General features: G+C 60.9%; 12 protein-coding genes. 7 read left to right on the forward strand and 5 right to left on the reverse strand.

What is annotated here, in order from left to right:
* The first annotated feature begins 3 nt into the window (after nt 1-3).
* The 7 genes from sdhA to sucD all read left to right on the forward strand — a co-directional run bounded on the left by sdhA (nt 4) and on the right by sucD (nt 10,896).
* A complete protein-coding gene (sdhA, locus tag L1071_RS03605; RefSeq protein ID WP_246968823.1) occupies nt 4-1,776 on the forward strand; it encodes a succinate dehydrogenase flavoprotein subunit in 1,773 nt (590 codons plus the stop codon).
* Nucleotides 1,777-1,789: 13 nt separating this feature from the next.
* Nucleotides 1,790-2,500 carry a succinate dehydrogenase iron-sulfur subunit gene (locus tag L1071_RS03610; RefSeq protein WP_246968825.1) on the forward strand — a complete coding sequence of 237 codons (711 nt, stop codon included), beginning with the start codon at nt 1,790-1,792 and terminating at the stop codon, nt 2,498-2,500.
* A 234-nt stretch (nt 2,501-2,734) separates the two neighbouring features.
* Nucleotides 2,735-5,569, forward strand: coding sequence for a 2-oxoglutarate dehydrogenase E1 component (locus L1071_RS03615; protein ID WP_246968826.1), 2,835 nt, complete (start codon nt 2,735-2,737; stop codon nt 5,567-5,569).
* A gap of 43 nt (nt 5,570-5,612) precedes the next feature.
* A complete protein-coding gene (gene odhB / locus L1071_RS03620; protein ID WP_246968828.1) occupies nt 5,613-7,217 on the forward strand; it encodes a 2-oxoglutarate dehydrogenase complex dihydrolipoyllysine-residue succinyltransferase in 1,605 nt (534 codons plus the stop codon).
* A 58-nt stretch (nt 7,218-7,275) separates the two neighbouring features.
* Nucleotides 7,276-8,715 carry a dihydrolipoyl dehydrogenase gene (gene lpdA / locus L1071_RS03625; RefSeq protein ID WP_246968830.1) on the forward strand — a complete coding sequence of 480 codons (1,440 nt, stop codon included), beginning with the start codon at nt 7,276-7,278 and terminating at the stop codon, nt 8,713-8,715.
* Between the two features lie 142 nt (nt 8,716-8,857).
* Nucleotides 8,858-10,024, forward strand: coding sequence for an ADP-forming succinate--CoA ligase subunit beta (sucC, locus tag L1071_RS03630; RefSeq protein WP_246968833.1), 1,167 nt, complete (start codon nt 8,858-8,860; stop codon nt 10,022-10,024).
* A complete protein-coding gene (gene sucD, locus L1071_RS03635) occupies nt 10,024-10,896 on the forward strand; it encodes a succinate--CoA ligase subunit alpha (RefSeq protein WP_246968836.1) in 873 nt (290 codons plus the stop codon). The genes sucC and sucD overlap by 1 nt, the downstream gene beginning before the upstream one ends.
* Nucleotides 10,897-11,055: 159 nt before the next feature.
* Here the strand turns inward: sucD and gpgF are convergent, their stop codons facing one another.
* The 5 genes from gpgF to L1071_RS03660 form a co-directional block, all read right to left on the reverse strand.
* Nucleotides 11,056-12,048 (reverse strand): glucosaminyl phosphatidylglycerol flippase, encoded by a 993-nt coding sequence (gpgF, locus tag L1071_RS03640; protein ID WP_246968839.1) that lies wholly within the window; start codon nt 12,046-12,048, stop codon nt 11,056-11,058.
* Nucleotides 12,045-12,821 (reverse strand): N-acetylglucosaminyl phosphatidylglycerol deacetylase, encoded by a 777-nt coding sequence (gpgD, locus tag L1071_RS03645; protein ID WP_246968841.1) that lies wholly within the window; start codon nt 12,819-12,821, stop codon nt 12,045-12,047. Before gpgD ends, gpgF begins: the two co-directional genes overlap by 4 nt.
* Nucleotides 12,814-13,932 (reverse strand): N-acetylglucosaminyl phosphatidylglycerol synthase, encoded by a 1,119-nt coding sequence (gene gpgS / locus L1071_RS03650; protein WP_246968843.1) that lies wholly within the window; start codon nt 13,930-13,932, stop codon nt 12,814-12,816. Before gpgS ends, gpgD begins: the two co-directional genes overlap by 8 nt.
* 153 nt (nt 13,933-14,085) lie before the next feature.
* Entirely contained in the window at nt 14,086-16,026 is a 1,941-nt protein-coding gene (locus L1071_RS03655) for an exoribonuclease II (protein ID WP_246968845.1), read from the reverse strand.
* Between the two features lie 118 nt (nt 16,027-16,144).
* Nucleotides 16,145-16,774 carry an SDR family oxidoreductase gene (locus tag L1071_RS03660; protein WP_246968847.1) on the reverse strand — a complete coding sequence of 210 codons (630 nt, stop codon included), beginning with the start codon at nt 16,772-16,774 and terminating at the stop codon, nt 16,145-16,147.
* Nucleotides 16,775-16,850 lie beyond the last annotated feature (76 nt).

A 16,850-nucleotide genomic window follows, 5' to 3' on the forward strand; every position in this document is an offset into this window, starting at 1 on the left:
TCCATGTCCAATATGCGTAGCCTGACATTTGACGCAATCATCATCGGTGGCGGTGGCTCCGGCCTGCGTGCCGCGCTCGAGCTGGCCAAATCCGGCAAGAAGACCGCGGTGCTATCCAAGGTCTTTCCGACGCGCTCGCACACCGTCTCCGCTCAGGGTGGTATCACCTGTGCCATTGGCTCCGCCGACCCCAATGACGATTGGCGCTGGCACATGTACGACACCGTCAAGGGCGGTGACTATATCGCCGACCAGGATGCCGCCGAGTATCTGTGTTCCGAAGGCCCCAAGGCGGTTTTCGAGCTGGAACACATGGGGCTGCCATTCTCGCGTTTCGATAACGGCCGCATCTATCAGCGTCCCTTCGGTGGCCAGTCCAAGGATTACGGCAAGGGTGGCCAGGCCGCGCGCACATGCGCTGCCGCCGACCGTACCGGCCATGCGCTGCTGCATACGCTGTATCAGAACAATCTGAAAAATAACACTGTGTTCCTGAACGAATGGTACGCGGTGGATCTGGTCAAGAATGCCAACGGCGATGTAGTAGGCTGTATCGCCATGTGCATCGAAACTGGCGAACTCGTACATATCAAGTCCAAGGCGACGGTATTGGCGACCGGCGGTTCGGGCCGTATCTACGCGTCCACGACCAATGCGCTGATCAATACCGGTGATGGCATCGGCATGGCGCTGCGCGCCGGCTTCCCCATGCAGGACATGGAGATGTGGCAATTCCACCCCACCGGCATTTACGGAGCCGGCGTGTTGGTCACCGAAGGCTGTCGTGGCGAGGGCGGCTACCTGATCAACAAGGATGGCGAGCGCTTCATGGAGCGTTATGCGCCCAACGCCAAGGATCTGGCCGGCCGCGATGTCGTGGCTCGCGCCATGGTCATGGAAATCCTCGAAGGGCGCGGTTGCGGCGAAAACGGTGATCACGTCATGCTCAAGCTCGATCATCTGGGTGAAGAGGTGTTGGGCAAGCGTTTGCCGGGCATCGTCGAGCTATCCAAGACCTTCGCCCATGTCGACCCCGCCAAGGATCCGATTCCGGTCGTGCCGACGTGCCACTACATGATGGGCGGTGTGCCGACCAACGTGCACGGCCAGGCGATCATGCAAGACGCCGATGGCAACGATCAGATCGTCAACGGGCTGTTCGCCTGTGGCGAAGCGGCATGTGTGTCGGTACACGGCGCCAACCGCTTGGGCGGCAATTCACTGCTCGACCTGGTGGTCTTCGGGCGAGCTGCCGGCATGTTCATCGAAGATGCGCTCAATGAAGGGGTCGATTACCTCGAAGCGGCGCAATCCGATATCGATAGTGCCATGGCCCGTCTCAACCGCTGGGATGAGTCGAACGGTGGCGAGGCGATTCCCGAGTTGCGCGCCGAGCTGCAGGACGTCATGCAGAACGATTTCGGTGTCTTTCGTCAGGAAGACACCATGCAGGAAGGCGTCAAGAAACTGGCCGACCTCCGCGAGCGTATCGCTAACGCGCATCTGGCCGATAAATCCAATGCCTTCAACACCGCGCGTGTCGAAGCATTGGAACTCGACAATCTGCTCGAGGTGGCGGAAGCCACGGCCATCTCCGCTCTCGAGCGCAAGGAAAGCCGCGGCGCACACTCGCGCTACGACTATCCGGATCGCGACGACGCCAATTGGCTCAAGCACTCCATGTACTTCCCGGTCGAGAAGCGGCTTGGGCAGCGTGACGTGAACTTTGCGCCGAAGACCGTCGAGACCTTCGAGCCGAAAATCCGCACCTACTAAGGGGTTGTCCAAGATGTCTACGCTTCAGATATCCATTTATCGTTACAACCCGGAAACCGACTCCGCGCCCTACATGCAAGAGTTCGAACTGGACACGCAGGGCCGCGACATCATGGTTCTCAATGCGCTTGAAATGATCAAGCAGCAGGACAGCTCCATGGCGTATCGGCGTAGCTGCCGCGAAGGGGTTTGCGGTTCCGATGGCATGAACATGAACGGCAAGAATGGCCTGGCGTGCGTCACGCCGTTGTCCGAGGTGGTCAAGGACAACAAGCTGGTGCTGCGTCCACTGCCCGGTTTGCCGGTTATTCGTGACCTGGTGGTCGATATGGGAGTGTTCTACAAGCAGTACGAGAGCATCCAGCCCTATCTGCAAAACGATACCGCGGCACCGGCCACCGAGCGCTTGCAGTCGCCGGAAGAGCGCGAAAAACTCGATGGGCTGTATGAGTGCATCTTGTGCGCCTGCTGCTCTACGGCTTGCCCCTCTTTCTGGTGGAATCCGGACAAGTTCGTGGGGCCGGCGGGCTTGCTGCAGGCTTATCGCTTCCTCGCCGATTCGCGTGATACCGCAACCAGCGAGCGCCTGGCGCGGCTCGAGGATCCGTTCAGCCTGTTCCGGTGCCGTGGCATCATGAATTGCGTGGCGGTGTGCCCTAAAGGGCTCAACCCGACGCGTGCGATTGGCAAGATTCGTGAGATGTTACTGTCCAATGCCACTTAAATCGCGCCGCGTGGCTTGTTATCATTGGCAACAAGCTTCTTCCTGCGACATGGCGTCGCAGGAAGTCGGCCTCGCGACCGTCGTTAGCCGGTGTCCTGCGCACCGGCTTTTGACGGTAAGTGGGCCCCAGCGTCGCGTGTGACGCCAACCTGCTCCCGCAGGTCCCAAGTGACGCCGGCACGTCCGGGCGTGCCAGCGCCAAGAACACCCATCAGTGCATAGGGTGATTAAGAAATGCAAGAAGGCATAATGGAGTTGATGTGGCGCACTTCCCATGTCAGTGGTGGTAACGCCCACTACGTGGAAGCGCTCTACGAGCAATACCTCGTCGAGCCCACTGAGGTTCCCGACGAATGGCGTAACTATTTCGATCAGTTACCTCGTCCGGAAGGCGCCCCCTCTCACGACGTTCCTCTCAGTCCGATTCGCGATCAGTTCTACCAGTTGGCACAAAACCAGCGTGGCAAACCCGCCGCCGGTGTCGCCGACAGCAGCGAGAACAAGAAGCAAGTCAAGGTTCTCCAACTGATCAACGCATACCGCTTCCGCGGCCATCAGCGGGCCGATATCGACCCGCTGGGGCTTCGCAGCCCGACCCCGATTCCTGATCTGGATCTTGCCTTCCATCAGCTGACCGATGCTGACATGGAAACGTCCTTCCAGACCGGCTCGCTGTTCTTGGGTAAGGATCAGGCGACGCTCAAGGAAATCGTCGACGTCCTGGAGAAGACGTACTGCCGCAGCATTGGCTGCGAGTTCATGCATATCGTCAACACCGACGAGAAGCGTTGGTTGCAGCAACGCTTCGAATCGGTGCGCTCCAAGCCGGACTACAGCGTCGATGTGCGCACGCACATCCTCGAACGTTTGACGGCCGCCGAAGGGTTGGAAAACTATCTCGCGTCCAAGTATCCAGGCACCAAGCGGTTTGGTCTGGAAGGCGGCGAGACTTTCATTCCGATGGTCGACGAAATCATCCAGCGCACCGGCAATTACGGTACCAAGGAAGTCGTCATCGGCATGGCGCACCGGGGACGCCTCAACCTGCTGGTCAACTTGCTGGGCAAGAGCCCGTCGGAACTGATCGACGAGTTCGATGGCAAGAAAGTCATCCAGCAAGGTTCGGGGGATGTGAAGTACCACCAGGGCTTCAGTTCCAACGTCATGACCGAGGGTGGCGAGGTCCACTTGGCCTTGGCGTTCAACCCCTCGCATCTCGAGATCGTCACGCCGGTGGTCGAAGGGTCGGTGCGTGCCCGCCAGGACCGCCGTGAAGACGGCAAGGGCGCCAAGGTACTGCCGATCGTCGTGCATGGTGATGCCGCCCTCGCCGGCCAGGGCGTGGTCATGGAGACATTCCAGATGTCCCAGACGCGTGGCTACAAGACCGGCGGCACCGTGCATATCGTCATCAACAACCAGGTCGGTTTCACCACCTCACGGCCCGATGACGCACGCTCTACGGAGTACTGCACCGATATCGCCAAGATGGTCCAGGCGCCGATCTTCCACGTGAACGGCGACGATCCCGAGGCGGTGGTGCATGCCACCCAGGTGGCCGTGGATTATCGTTATCAGTTCAATAAAGACGTGGTGATCGACCTCGTCTGTTACCGCAAGCGCGGTCACAACGAGGCCGACGAGCCCTCCGGGACTCAGCCGCTGATGTACCAGAAGATCAAGTCGCACAAGAGCTCGCGCGAGCTCTACGTGGCGCGCCTGGTGGAAGAGGGCATGATCAGCAACGACGATGCGGCCGCCATGGTCGAGAAGTATCGCGATGATCTGGTAGCGGGCAATCACGTCGCCAATGCGCTGGTCAAAGAGCCCAATACTGAGCTGTTCGTCGACTGGACGCCTTATCTGGGGCACACGTGGACTGGCGACGCCGATACGTCGGTGGACATGACGCGCATGCAGCAGCTTGCCGCCAAGATGTGCGAGGTCCCCGAGGACGTCGAAGTCCAGCGCCAAGTGGCCAAGATCTACGAGGATCGTCGCAAGATGGCCGCCGGTGACTTGGTCATCAACTGGGGCTTCGGCGAGACACTGGCGTATGCCACCTTGCTGGATGAAGGCCACCCGATTCGCCTGACGGGCCAGGATACGGGGCGCGGTACTTTCTCTCACCGTCATGCCGTCGTGCATAACCAGAAAGACGGTTCGACCTATGTGCCGCTTGAGTACATCAAGGAAGACCAGCCGAATTTCACCATTCGCGACTCCCTCCTGTCCGAGGAAGCGGCGTTGGCGTTCGAGTATGGGTATTCCACGACGACGCCCAAGGCCTTGATTATTTGGGAAGCCCAGTTTGGCGACTTCACCAATGGGGCGCAGGTGGTGATCGACCAGTTCATTTCCTCCGGCGAGACGAAATGGGGACGACTGTGCGGTCTTACCATGCTGTTGCCGCATGGCTATGAAGGCCAGGGACCCGAGCATTCCTCTGCGCGTCTCGAGCGCTTCTTGCAGCTGTGCGCCGAGCACAACATGCAGGTCTGCATGCCGACCACGCCGGCCCAGATTTTCCACCTCCTGCGCCGTCAGGTGATTCGCCCGTTGCGCAAGCCGCTGGTGATCATGTCACCGAAAAGCCTGCTGCGTCACAAGGAAGCAACCTCGACGCTGGAAGATCTGGCCAACGGTCGCTTCGAAATGGTGCTGCCGGATCAAGGCAAGCTCGACGCGGACAGTGTCAAGCGCGTGGTGTTGTGCTCGGGCAAGGTCTACTACGACCTGGCGAGCTATCGTGCCGAGAATGGCAACGACGATGTTGCGATCGTGCGTTTGGAGCAGATCTATCCTTTCCCCAAGGAAGAGCTGTACGAGGTCTTCAAGACCTATCCGAACCTCGAGCAGGTCGTTTGGTGTCAGGAAGAGCCGCTCAACCAAGGCGCCTGGTATCAAAGCCAGCATCATATGCGTCTGGTGGCCGATATGGTTCAAGAAGGCTTGGGGCGCGATCTGAAGTTCGCAGGGCGTCCGGCATCCGCCGCGCCGGCATCCGGCTATATGTCCGTCCATGTTGAACAGCAGCGTCAGCTGGTGGAAGACGCCATTACGGGCTGAGGCGTTCTCCATCGGGATCGAGAGAAAACACTAAGGAAACGACATGGCTACTGAGATCAAAGCGCCGAATTTCCCGGAATCCGTCGCCGAGGGCACCATCGCCACTTGGCACAAGAAGGTCGGTGATAGCGTTGAACGTGATGAGCTGATTGTCGAGATCGAGACGGACAAGGTCGTTCTCGAAGTCGTGGCGCCGGACGCCGGCACCGTGACCGAAATCAAGGTGGAAGAAGGCGATACATGCGACTCTGAGCAGGTGCTCGGGATGCTGGGTGCCGCAAGTGAAGGCGGCGGCGAAAAGTCCGCCGAGGACGCTCCTGCCAAGGACTCGAAAAAAGAAGAGGCCAGCGAGAAGCAGGACGCGGCAGCGGCCAAGTCCGACGACGCCAAGCCGGCGGCGTCCGGCAAGCAGCATGATGTCAAAGCGCCCAGCTTCCCGGAATCCGTTCAGGAAGGCACCGTGGCCACCTGGCACAAGCAGGTTGGCGAAGCGGTGAAGCGCGACGAGATTCTCGCGGACATCGAGACCGACAAGGTGGTGCTCGAAGTCGTCGCCCCGGCCGATGGCGCCCTCAGCGAGATCAAGGTGCAAGAAGGCGAGCAGGTCGAGTCCGAAGCGGTACTCGCGTTGTTTGCCGAAGGCGCCGGCGGTGATGCGGGGGGTGGCGAAGCTGCCGCATCCGGCGATACGGCGAGTGAGTCGAAAGACACCGGTAGCAGTGACGAAAAAGTCGACGACAAGATTCTCGCGCCGGCGGCGCGCAAGTTGGTCGCCGAACACGACCTGGACGCCAGCAAGATCGAAGGCACCGGCAAGGGTGGCCGTATCCTCAAGGAAGACGTCCAGAAGGCCGTCAAGGACGGTTCCGCGAAGAAGGATGCCAAGCCCGCCGGTGGCAGTGGCGACGTCAAAGCGGCCGCTGCACCGGCACCTGCCATCGAGGGCGATCGTCCCGAGCAACGCGTGCCGATGAGCCGTTTGCGCCAGACCATCGCCAAGCGTCTGGTGCAGGCGCAGCAGACCGCCGCCATGCTGACCACCTACAATGAGGTGGACATGAGCGCGGTAATGAACCTGCGCAGCCAGTACAAGGAAACCTTCCTCAAGGCGCACGATACCAAGCTCGGTTTCATGGGCTTTTTCGTCAAGGCGTGCACCGAGGCACTCAAGCGGTTCCCCGACGTGAATGCCTCGATCGATGGCAGCGATATCGTCTATCACGGCTATCAAGATATTGGTGTTGCCGTGTCCACGCCGCGTGGTCTGGTCGTGCCGGTGCTGCGTGATACCGACAGCATGAAGCTCGCCGATGTCGAGAAGAGCATCGTCGACTTCGGCAAGCGCGGTCGTGATGGCAAGCTCGGCATCGAAGATATGCAGGGCGGTACCTTCACTATCACCAACGGCGGTATTTTCGGGTCGCTGCTGTCGACACCGATTATCAATCCGCCGCAGACCGCGATCCTGGGTATGCACAAGATCCAAGAGCGTCCGATGGCCGTCGACGGCAAGGTTGAGATTCGTCCGATGATGTACCTGGCCATCTCCTATGATCACCGCATGATTGACGGTAAGGACGCGGTGCAATTCCTGGTCACGATCAAGGAATTGCTAGAGGATCCCGCACGTTTCTTGCTCGACGTGTGATGGCGGTCGCCGAATGATGCGTTGCGACTAATTAATTGAATTAGAACAGGATGATTTCATGGCCGATAAATTCGATGTGATCGTTATTGGTGCCGGGCCTGGCGGGTACGTAGCGGCCATTCGCGCTGCTCAACTGGGCCTGAAGGCCGCGTGCGTCGAGAAGTGGGTCAACAAGGAAGGCAAGACCGTCCATGGCGGCACCTGCCTGAACGTGGGCTGTATTCCCTCGAAGGCCTTGCTGGAAACCTCTCACAAGTTCGTCGAAGCCCGCGATCATTACGCGGAAATCGGCATCGACGTGGGCGAGCCGACTCCCAACATCGCCAAGATGCAGGAGTTCAAGGAAGGCGTCATCGCCAAGAACGTGGGCGGCATCAGCGCACTGTTCAAGGCCAACGGCGTCACGGCGCTGGAAGGCACCGGCAAGGTCGTCTCCGACAAGCAGGTCGAAGTCACCGGGCAAGATGGCGAGACGACCACCTACGATGCCGAGAACATCGTGATTGCGTCTGGTTCTACGCCTGTCGATATTCCGCCGACACCGCTGACCGAAGGATTGATCGTCAACTCTACCGGCGCGCTGGAATTCGACGAAGTGCCCAAGCGCCTCGGCGTGATCGGTGCCGGCGTCATCGGCCTCGAGCTGGGCAGTGTCTGGAATCGCTTGGGCAGTGACGTCACGGTCATCGAGGCGATGGATAGCTTCCTGCCGATGGTCGACAAGGACATCGCCAAGGAAGGTCAGAAACTGCTCAAGAAGCAGGGCATGGACATCAAGATGGGGGCTCGCGTGACGGGCTCCGAGATCAAGGACAAGGAAGTCGTGGTCAAGTATTCCGACGCCAACGGCGATCAGGAACAGACCTTCGACAAGCTGATCGTGTGTGTGGGACGTCGTCCCTACACCGAGGGCCTCTTGGACGATAGCGTGGGCGTCAAGCTCGACGAGCGCGGCTTCGTGTTCGTCGACGATCAGTGCCGCACCAACGTGTCGGGTGTCTACGCCATCGGTGACGTAGTGCGCGGCCCGATGCTCGCGCACAAGGCCTCCGAAGAAGGCGTGATGGTGGCCGACATCATCGCCGGCCACAAAGCCGAGATGAACTACGACGCCGTCCCTAGCGTGATCTATACCGCGCCGGAAGTCGCCTGGGTCGGCATGAACGAGCAGGACGCGAAAGAGGCCGGTATCGAGGTCAAGACTGGCACCTTCCCGTTCTCCGCCAACGGACGTGCGCTGGCCAACAATGCGTCGGAAGGCATGGCCAAGGTCATTGCCGATGCCCAGACCGATCGTATCCTGGGGCTGCACATCATCAGTCAGCATGCCGGGGAGCTCATCGCGCAGGGCGTCATTGCCATGGAATTCGGCTCCAGTGCCGAAGACTTGGCCTTGACCTGCTATGCGCATCCGAGCACCTCGGAAGCCGTGCACGAAGCGGCGTTGGCAGTGGATGGCCACGCCATTCACATGGCCAACCGCAAGAAGCGCAAATAAGCGCTTCGTCTAGCGTCCCAATGCGTAGAGACGCGTCGCTACCGCCGAGGCGGTAGCGAACAGGGGTGGCGATGGCCTGGGGCCGTAAAAGGTCGAGGCTATTGCTACCATTCGAGTCACATGCAACCAATGGCATGACACGATGAACCTTCACGAGTATCAGAGCAAACAGCTGTTTGCTGATTATGGTCTACCGGTGTCCAAGGGTTTCGCCGTGGATACCCCCAAGGAAGCTGCCGAGGCGTGCAAGAAGATCGGCGGTGACAAGTGGGTCGTCAAGGCCCAAGTTCACGCAGGTGGCCGTGGCAAAGCGGGCGGCGTCAAGCTAATCAAAAGCCCGGAAGAAGCCCAGGCCTTTGCCGAGCAGTGGCTTGGTCAGAACCTGGTGACCTTCCAGACCGATGAGAAGGGCCAGCCGGTCACCAAGATTCTGGTTGAAAATCTTACCGATATCGCCAACGAGCTTTATCTGGGCGCCGTCGTCGATCGCGGCACACGCCGTATCGTTTTCATGGCCTCCACCGAAGGTGGCGTGGAAATCGAGAAGGTCGCTGAAGAGACGCCGGAGAAGATTCTCAAGGCCGAAGTCGATCCGCTGGTCGGCGCTCAGCCGTACCAGGCGCGCGAACTGGCGTTCGCTCTGGGTCTGGAAGGTGTTCAGATCAAGCAGTTCACCAAGATCTTCCTGGGCCTGGCCAAGCTGTTCGAGGAAAAAGACCTCGCGCTGCTCGAGATCAACCCGCTGGTGATTAACGAAAGTGGTGATCTGCACTGCCTCGATGCCAAGATCGGCCTCGATGGCAATGCGCTGTATCGTCATCCCGATCTGCAGGCCATGCGTGATCCGTCCCAGGAAGACGAACGTGAGGCGCACGCCCAGGCGTGGGAACTCAACTACGTCGCCTTGGAAGGCAACATCGGCTGCATGGTCAATGGCGCCGGTCTGGCCATGGGTACCATGGATATCATCAAGCTTAACGGCGGTCAGCCGGCCAACTTCCTGGACGTTGGCGGCGGTGCTACCGAAGAGCGCGTGGGTGAAGCCTTCAAGATCATCCTCTCCGACGATTCCGTCAAGGCCGTGCTGGTCAACATCTTCGGCGGCATCGTGCGTTGCGACATGATCGCCGAGGGCATCATCGGTGCCGTCGAGCAGGTCGGTGTCAACGTGCCGGTCGTGGTGCGTCTCGAGGGCAACAACGCCGAGCTGGGTGCCGAGAAGTTGGCCTCCAGCGGACTGAACATCATCGCTGCTACCAGCTTGACCGACGCGGCCCAGCAGGTCGTCAAAGCAGCGGAGGGCAAGTAATGAGTATCCTGATCGACAAAAGCACCAAGGTCATCTGCCAAGGTTTCACAGGTGGCCAGGGAACCTTCCACTCCGAGCAGGCGATTGACTACGGCACCCGGATGGTGGGTGGCGTGACGCCAGGCAAGGGTGGCCAGACGCACCTCGGTCTGCCGGTGTTCAACACCGTCAAGGAAGCCGTCGACACGACCGGTGCCGAAGCCTCCGTGATCTATGTGCCCGCGCCGTTCTGCAAGGATTCCATCCTTGAGGCCGCCAATGCTGGCATCAAGCTGATCGTGTGCATTACCGAGGGCATCCCGACCCTCGATATGCTCGATGTCAAGGTCAAGTGCGACGAGCTGGGTGTGCGCCTGATCGGCCCGAACTGCCCGGGCGTGATCACGCCGGGTGAGACCAAGATCGGCATCATGCCGGGGCATATCCACAAGCCCGGCAAGGTCGGCATCGTGTCGCGTTCTGGCACCCTGACCTATGAAGCCGTCAAGCAGACCACTGATCATGGCTTCGGCCAGTCCACCTGTGTGGGCATCGGCGGCGACCCGATTCCGGGCTCTACCTTCATCGACATCCTCGAGAAGTTCGAGCAGGATCCGCAGACCGAAGCGATCGTGATGATCGGCGAGATCGGTGGTACCGCCGAGGAAGAAGCGGCGGCCTACATCAAGGCCAACGTTTCCAAGCCGGTGGTGTCTTACATCGCGGGCGTGACGGCACCTCCTGGCAAGCGTATGGGCCATGCCGGCGCCATCATCGCGGGCGGCAAGGGCACGGCGGACGAGAAGTTCGCAGCGCTTGAATCTGCGGGCGTCAAGACTGTGCGTTCGCTCGCCGAGATCGGCGATGCGCTGAAAGAAGCGACTGGCTGGTAAGGCGCCTCTAGGCCCGGCGGCTCATGAGCGGCCGGGCAGTGAGCGTGACGAAGGGCATCCCCACGGGGATGCCCTTCGTCGTTTCAGGTGGGTGACGAAAATGGCCTGCGTTCGCTGCTTTTCTTGGAAACGGGACCGTTCGTAAAAACGGACGAGTGATTATCGACGCCGGGATAGCAGTTTGGCGAAGGCGCGTCCCGCCAGCGCGAGGAAGACCGGCGCGCCGGCGATGAGATAGAAGTAGTAGGTCACGAATCGCCAGATGAGCACGGCGGCAGCGGCGCTTTGTTTGCCGATCAACGGCGCCAGCAAAGCGGTGGACGTCAGTTCGGCACCGCCTGCGCCGCCGGGCAGAAAACTCAACTGTCCCGCCGCCATGGAGAGCATCTGGACCAGGAAGGTCCAAGCCCAGTCGATGTGCGCATCCAGGCCCTTTACGGCTAGATACAGGATGCTGTAACGCAGCATCCAGTGGGCGCAGCACAGCGCGAAGACCGACAACAAGGTCAGGCGAGGCAGGCGTAGCGTCTCGATCAAGGCATTACGAAAATGCAGCAGGCGGCGGGCGAAGCCGAAGCGAGCCTTGCGCCGCACCTTGAACCGCTCGAGCCAGCCGCCGGTGACCTGGAGCAGGCGCCCATAGTGGCGTATGACCAACCACAGCAGGATGAATCCGCACACCAGCAGTAACGACGGCAGGCCTACCAGCCAACCGAGGTTGAGATCGATGGCCTCGATGACGACATACAGCGCGACGCCGATCAATGCGGAAAGAAAGAAGAGCAGGTCGGTCAACTGATCGACGGCGAAGATCGCCGAGGCTTGCGCGGGACGAACCCCGCGCCGTGCCAGCAAACCTAGGAGCGTCAATAAGCCCCCGGTACCGCCGGGCGTAGCGCAAATGGCGAACTCAGTGGACATCACGATGCCCACCGCGCGCGTCTGGCCAAGGCGCCCGGCGCGTCCCGCCAGCAGCAAGCGAAGCCGCAAAGCATTGATGTTCCAGCAGATGACGATCAGCAGCAGCATCAATGCAAGTAACTGCAAGGGGAATGCGGCGAGTTCGCCAAAAAGTGCACGCCCCCCGAACAAAAATGGGATGCTGATGGCAGCCAACAACCCGATGACCAGCAGGATCACCAGACGCTTCATGCGGCGTGCTGCTCCCGCTGACGTTGACGAGCTACCCAGTCGTATTTGGTGATGGGCTGACGCCCTTCGAGGATCAGGCGTTCCAGAACCTCGAGCCAATAGGCTTGAACACTGGCATGGCGCATGTCCACGGGATGCAGCCCCAGGCGCAGCAAGGGGGCTTGGCGGGCACGCCAGCGCTGCGTTTCGCTGACCAGGCGTGACAGACCACGACGCCAGGCGCTACGGGCGCTCCATACCAGCCCCGGCGCGTCGATGCGTGTGAAGTCGGGCAGCGTATACAGATGCTGTGAGTCACTGGTGTAGCGGAAGTCGCGCTGGGCTAGTGCTTGCCGCGCTCCTTGGCTCATGAGCCAAGCTGGTGCCACGAACCCCGTGAGCGGCCAGCCCTGTGAGCGAAAGAGTGCTATGCCCTTGTCCAGCCGCCGTGCCGCCTCATGTTGGTCGAGGGCGTAGAACTCGCCTTCCCAGGTGTAAAAGCGCCGCATGAACCAGTCGCGAGGCGTGCGCGGCGAGGGCGCATCGTCGCAATGGTAATAGCCGTGCAATGCCAGCTCATCGCCCATGGATCGGCGGTGTTGCAAGTGCTCAAGGAAGGCATCATCGCGGCGACAGTCGCTGCGATGATGAAAATCGGGCACTACCAGCCAGGTGATGGGGATCGGGCCGTGTCGACGTGTGAGGGCGTCGACCTTGGCCACGAAATCGATGTAGTCGGGCCAGGTTTCCGGCGCGACATCGTGCAGGACGAGGGAAAGGTGACGATCAGCCATGCTGAAGACTCTCCGTGTTGACGCGTTGTCCGGTCAATTCACGATAATGATGCATCAGGCTAGAGACCACGATATCCCAATCGTGATGGCGTTCGACATGCTGGCGAGCACGGCGTCCTTGTTCCTCGGGCGCGTTGGCGCAGAGTTCACGCACGGCGCGTGCCATGTCATCCGCCGAGTGGGGCTCACAGAGCAGTCCGCAGCCCAGGGGAACGTTCTCGGCTAGGGCACCGGCGCGTGCCGCGACGACCGGAATGCCACTCGCCATGGCTTCCAGGGCGACCAGACCGAAGGTTTCCTGAGTACCGGCATGCAGCAGCATGTCGCTGCTGGCCAGCCATTCGGCGACGTCGGCGGTGGCCGTGTAGCGGCCGATGACGCTGATATTGTCGGGAACGCGTTGCGGCATTTGCGGCCCGATCAACAGTAGATGGTAGCCCTTGCCGAGTCGCCGTGCGGTTTCCAGCAGGACCGGCAGGTTCTTCTCGCGTGAGCCGCGCCCCACGAAGATCAGCAGGCGGGTATCGTCATCGAGGCCCAGACGCTGGCGATAGGTATCTTGGCGGCGCTGAGGCGAGAAGGCTTTCAAGTCGACACCTAGCGGTTGCAGGGCGACATTGTCGAGGCCGAGGCCATGCAGTTTATCGGCAATGACGCGGCTGGGGGCGAGGACACGATCGCAACGTCCATAGAGGTTTTCGACATAGCGTTCGAGGGCCAGGCGCGTCCAATTTCCGAGACGATTACCGATCAAGCGAGGCAGATCTGAATGATAAAACCCTATTACGGGCACGTCCAAGGTCCGTCCGGCATCAAGCGCGGCCCAGGCGGTGACGTAAGGGTCGCCGGCCTCGATGATATCCGGCGCTAGTTGGATGAGTTTGCGTCGCCAGCCCTCGCGTTTCAGAGGAAAACGATAGCCTTGGCTGAAGGGTAGCGGTGGTGCAGGGACTTCATGGATGGATTCACTGACCGCGTGGCGGACGCCGGGGATCAGTAGGCTGGATGTCACACCAGGCAGTGTCGCCAAACGGTTGCGTTTGGCCTCGAGGTAGGTGCGCACCCCGCCGCTGGCAGGGGCGTAGAACATCGTGATATCGGCGATGTGCAAAGCGTGACTCCTCGAAACCTTCCTGGTTGGTTACGGAGTGACCGCTCGGACCCTGGCGGGTCTGTCGTATGAATGTCACCGTCCTGTCATGAGATCACGCTGGCACATGGCATGCCTTGCGTCCACTACTTGTGACGCAAGGCATGGTCGGCTTCAGACGGCGGGACGTGCGACCAACGAGCGCGTCGTCTCGACGGCCTCGGCCAGTGCGACCTGAACGCTGTCACCGAGCTTGTAGCGCGGTTGGCCCTCGATCTGGATACGGCCTTCCTTGTCGTCGATGACGACCTTGTCACGCTCACTGTGCATGAACGGTGCCGGGACGAAGGCGGTGGCGCCATTGGCGGAGAGCCGAACCCGCATGCCGCCACGGTTGATGGCGATGATCTCGGCGTCGAAGACTTCACCTTTTTCGGCGGCCGGGCCGAGATAGCGCACGTAGAGCCAGTCCTTGACGTCACGCTCTGCCATGCGATTCAGGCGCCGCCGCTCGGTAAGCTGCTCGGTCAATGCCTGGCTGGCTTCGGCGGGTGCGTCCTCGCCCTTGAGCACGCGCTTGATCAAGCGGTGATTGACCATGTCGCCGTACTTGCGGATGGGCGATGTCCAGGTGGCGTATGCCGGCAGTCCCAGTCCGAAGTGCGGGCCTGGCTGGGCGGACATGTTGGTATAGCCCTGGAAACGCCGCAGGCGTGCGTCGAGCCAGGCGTCCTCGCGTGCTTCCAGGGCGCGGCGCAGCTCGCGATAGCGCGAGAGTTCGAGCAACTGTTCGCGTTCCACGCTGATGTCCTGGGTGGCCAGGAACTCGATCGCCTGATCGGCCTTCTCGGGCTCGAACGCCTGGTGCACGTTGAAAATACCATGGCCTACGTGCGAGGCCAGCAGGTCGGCGCAGCAGGCGTTGGCCGCGATCATCGACTCTTCGATCATGCGCTGAGCGGTGCGACGTTCCTCGATACGCACCGCCAGCACGTTGCCCGAGTCATCGACGTCGAAGGCATAATCGGGGCGGTCCTTGAACACTAATGTGTGTTCTTCGCGCCATGCGTTGCGGGCCTCGGTCATCGCGGCCAAGGCCTTGAGCTGCGTGGCCATGGTGTCGTCGGCAGGGGCCCAATCACCTTGGCCTTCCAGCCAGTCGGAGATCTGGTCGTACACCAGACGTGCATGCGAACGGACATTAGCAGCGAAGAAGCGATAGTCGCCGAGGGTGCCATCGCGCTGGATATCCAGTGTGCAGACCAGGGTCGGGCGTTCCTCGCCTTCCTTCAGTGAGCACAGCTCGTTGGCCAGAGTTTCCGGCAGCATGGTGACGTTCTGGCCCGGCAGATACACGGTAAAGGCGCGTGTCTGCGCTTCCAGATCGACCGGATCACCTTCGCGGACGTACGCCGTGGGATCGGCGATCGCCACGCTGAGGCGCCAGCCATCTTCGCGTGTCTCGATGTGCAGGGCATCGTCCATGTCGCGAGTCTTTTCACCGTCGATGGTGAAAAAGGGCGTCGCGGTCCAGTCCTCGCGCTCGAGACCTTCATCGTGCAGCGGCCACTCTTCACCGAATTGCGGCGAGGCCTGTTCCAGCGCGTGGCGCGCCAGGGTCACGCGCCACGGTACGGCGGGGTTGTCGGCCTTGACCACGAGCTCATCGACCTGGGCGAAGAAACCGCGGTCGTCGGGCTTGAGCGGGTGGCGCACCAAGCGTGCCACGACCCAGTCACCGTCGCCGAGCGTGCTTTCGTCGAGGGTGTTCTTGAGGCGTGCGCGCAACTGGTTGTTGATCAACGGATGGTCGGGAACCACGCTAAGGCGTCCATCGCGTTTGACCAGCCGTGCCACGAAGCGGTCGAGCCCCGCTTCGAGGAGCGTATCGGGCTCGGCGGAGGTCTTGTCCCCCTCCTGCTTGATCAGCGCATCGACGCGGTCGCCATGCAGTACCTGCTTCATGGCGGGGGGCGGAACGAAATAGGAGGTGCCGTCTTCGACTTCGAGAAAGCCGAAGCCGCGGTCGGTGGCCTTGATCACCCCTTGAACACGCGGGGTGGTTTCACGAATCTGTTGCTTGAGCTGGGCAAGCGCGGAGTTGTTCTGCAGCATCGAGACACATTCGGTTGGGGGGAGTAGGTCAATACTATACGGGTTCGCGTATCCCCCGCCAACCAACGCCTGGCGGGGAGAAGCGGGGGATAAACGCGATCCCTTGCCGAGCGCTGGATCAGCGCAGCGCCTCGCCAATCGCGGTATCGCCATCGAGCAGGGAAAACTCGTGCTGGCGCAGCTCACGGTTGCGCACTACCTCAAGCAAGGCGTGCGCGACATTGGCGCGTGAAATGCGGTTGTCGTCGGCATTGGCGACGTCGGTGGTGACGCGTTGCGTCGCGGCCTCGTCGGTCAGTCGGCCCGGCTTGAGGATCACGTAAGGCACGCGGGAGGCGCGTAGATGCGCATCGGCGGCATGTTTGGCGGCTATGTAGGGGCGTAGTTTGGTCGGTGCCTCAAGCACCTTATCGGCACGCATGGCGCTGAGCATGATGAAACGCCCGATACCCAGCGATGCCGCCAGATCGACCGCGCTCAGCGCACCGTTGAGATCGATCATCAGCGTCTTGTCGGGACCGGTATGCGGACCCGACCCCGCCGCGAAAACCACCTGATCGCAGCCATAGAAGGCATGGCGGAAATTGCTTTCCAGATCGGCAAGCACCGTTTCGATGCCTCGCGCCTGGAACCACGCCTGCTGTGACGTATCACGGATCATCGCGCGAACCGGCACGCCGGCTTCATGCGCGAGTTCGCAGAACTGGCGGCCGATCTGGCCGTTGGCACCGATTACCAGTGTCTTCATGGGGTTCTCCTGAGAGTTGTCTTTGCCGTGCAGTTGCTTTGACACAGACTGTTGTCGATTCTTATTGAATGCGGTT

The sequence above is a fragment of the Chromohalobacter sarecensis genome, assembly GCF_023061135.1.
Lineage (GTDB): Bacteria > Pseudomonadota > Gammaproteobacteria > Pseudomonadales > Halomonadaceae > Chromohalobacter > Chromohalobacter sarecensis.

What these genes read in the sequence shown, in the direction of transcription:
- sdhA (WP_246968823.1), top strand. Translation starts at nt 4, where the DNA reads ATGTCCAATATGCGTAGCCTGACATTTGACGCAATCATCATCGGTGGC.
- L1071_RS03610 (WP_246968825.1), top strand. Translation starts at nt 1,790, where the DNA reads ATGTCTACGCTTCAGATATCCATTTATCGTTACAACCCGGAAACCGAC.
- L1071_RS03615 (WP_246968826.1), top strand. Translation starts at nt 2,735, where the DNA reads ATGCAAGAAGGCATAATGGAGTTGATGTGGCGCACTTCCCATGTCAGT.
- odhB (WP_246968828.1), top strand. Translation starts at nt 5,613, where the DNA reads ATGGCTACTGAGATCAAAGCGCCGAATTTCCCGGAATCCGTCGCCGAG.
- lpdA (WP_246968830.1), top strand. Translation starts at nt 7,276, where the DNA reads ATGGCCGATAAATTCGATGTGATCGTTATTGGTGCCGGGCCTGGCGGG.
- sucC (WP_246968833.1), top strand. Translation starts at nt 8,858, where the DNA reads ATGAACCTTCACGAGTATCAGAGCAAACAGCTGTTTGCTGATTATGGT.
- sucD (WP_246968836.1), top strand. Translation starts at nt 10,024, where the DNA reads ATGAGTATCCTGATCGACAAAAGCACCAAGGTCATCTGCCAAGGTTTC.
- gpgF (WP_246968839.1), bottom strand. Translation starts at nt 12,048, where the DNA reads ATGAAGCGTCTGGTGATCCTGCTGGTCATCGGGTTGTTGGCTGCCATC.
- gpgD (WP_246968841.1), bottom strand. Translation starts at nt 12,821, where the DNA reads ATGGCTGATCGTCACCTTTCCCTCGTCCTGCACGATGTCGCGCCGGAA.
- L1071_RS03655 (WP_246968845.1), bottom strand. Translation starts at nt 16,026, where the DNA reads ATGCTGCAGAACAACTCCGCGCTTGCCCAGCTCAAGCAACAGATTCGT.
- L1071_RS03660 (WP_246968847.1), bottom strand. Translation starts at nt 16,774, where the DNA reads ATGAAGACACTGGTAATCGGTGCCAACGGCCAGATCGGCCGCCAGTTC.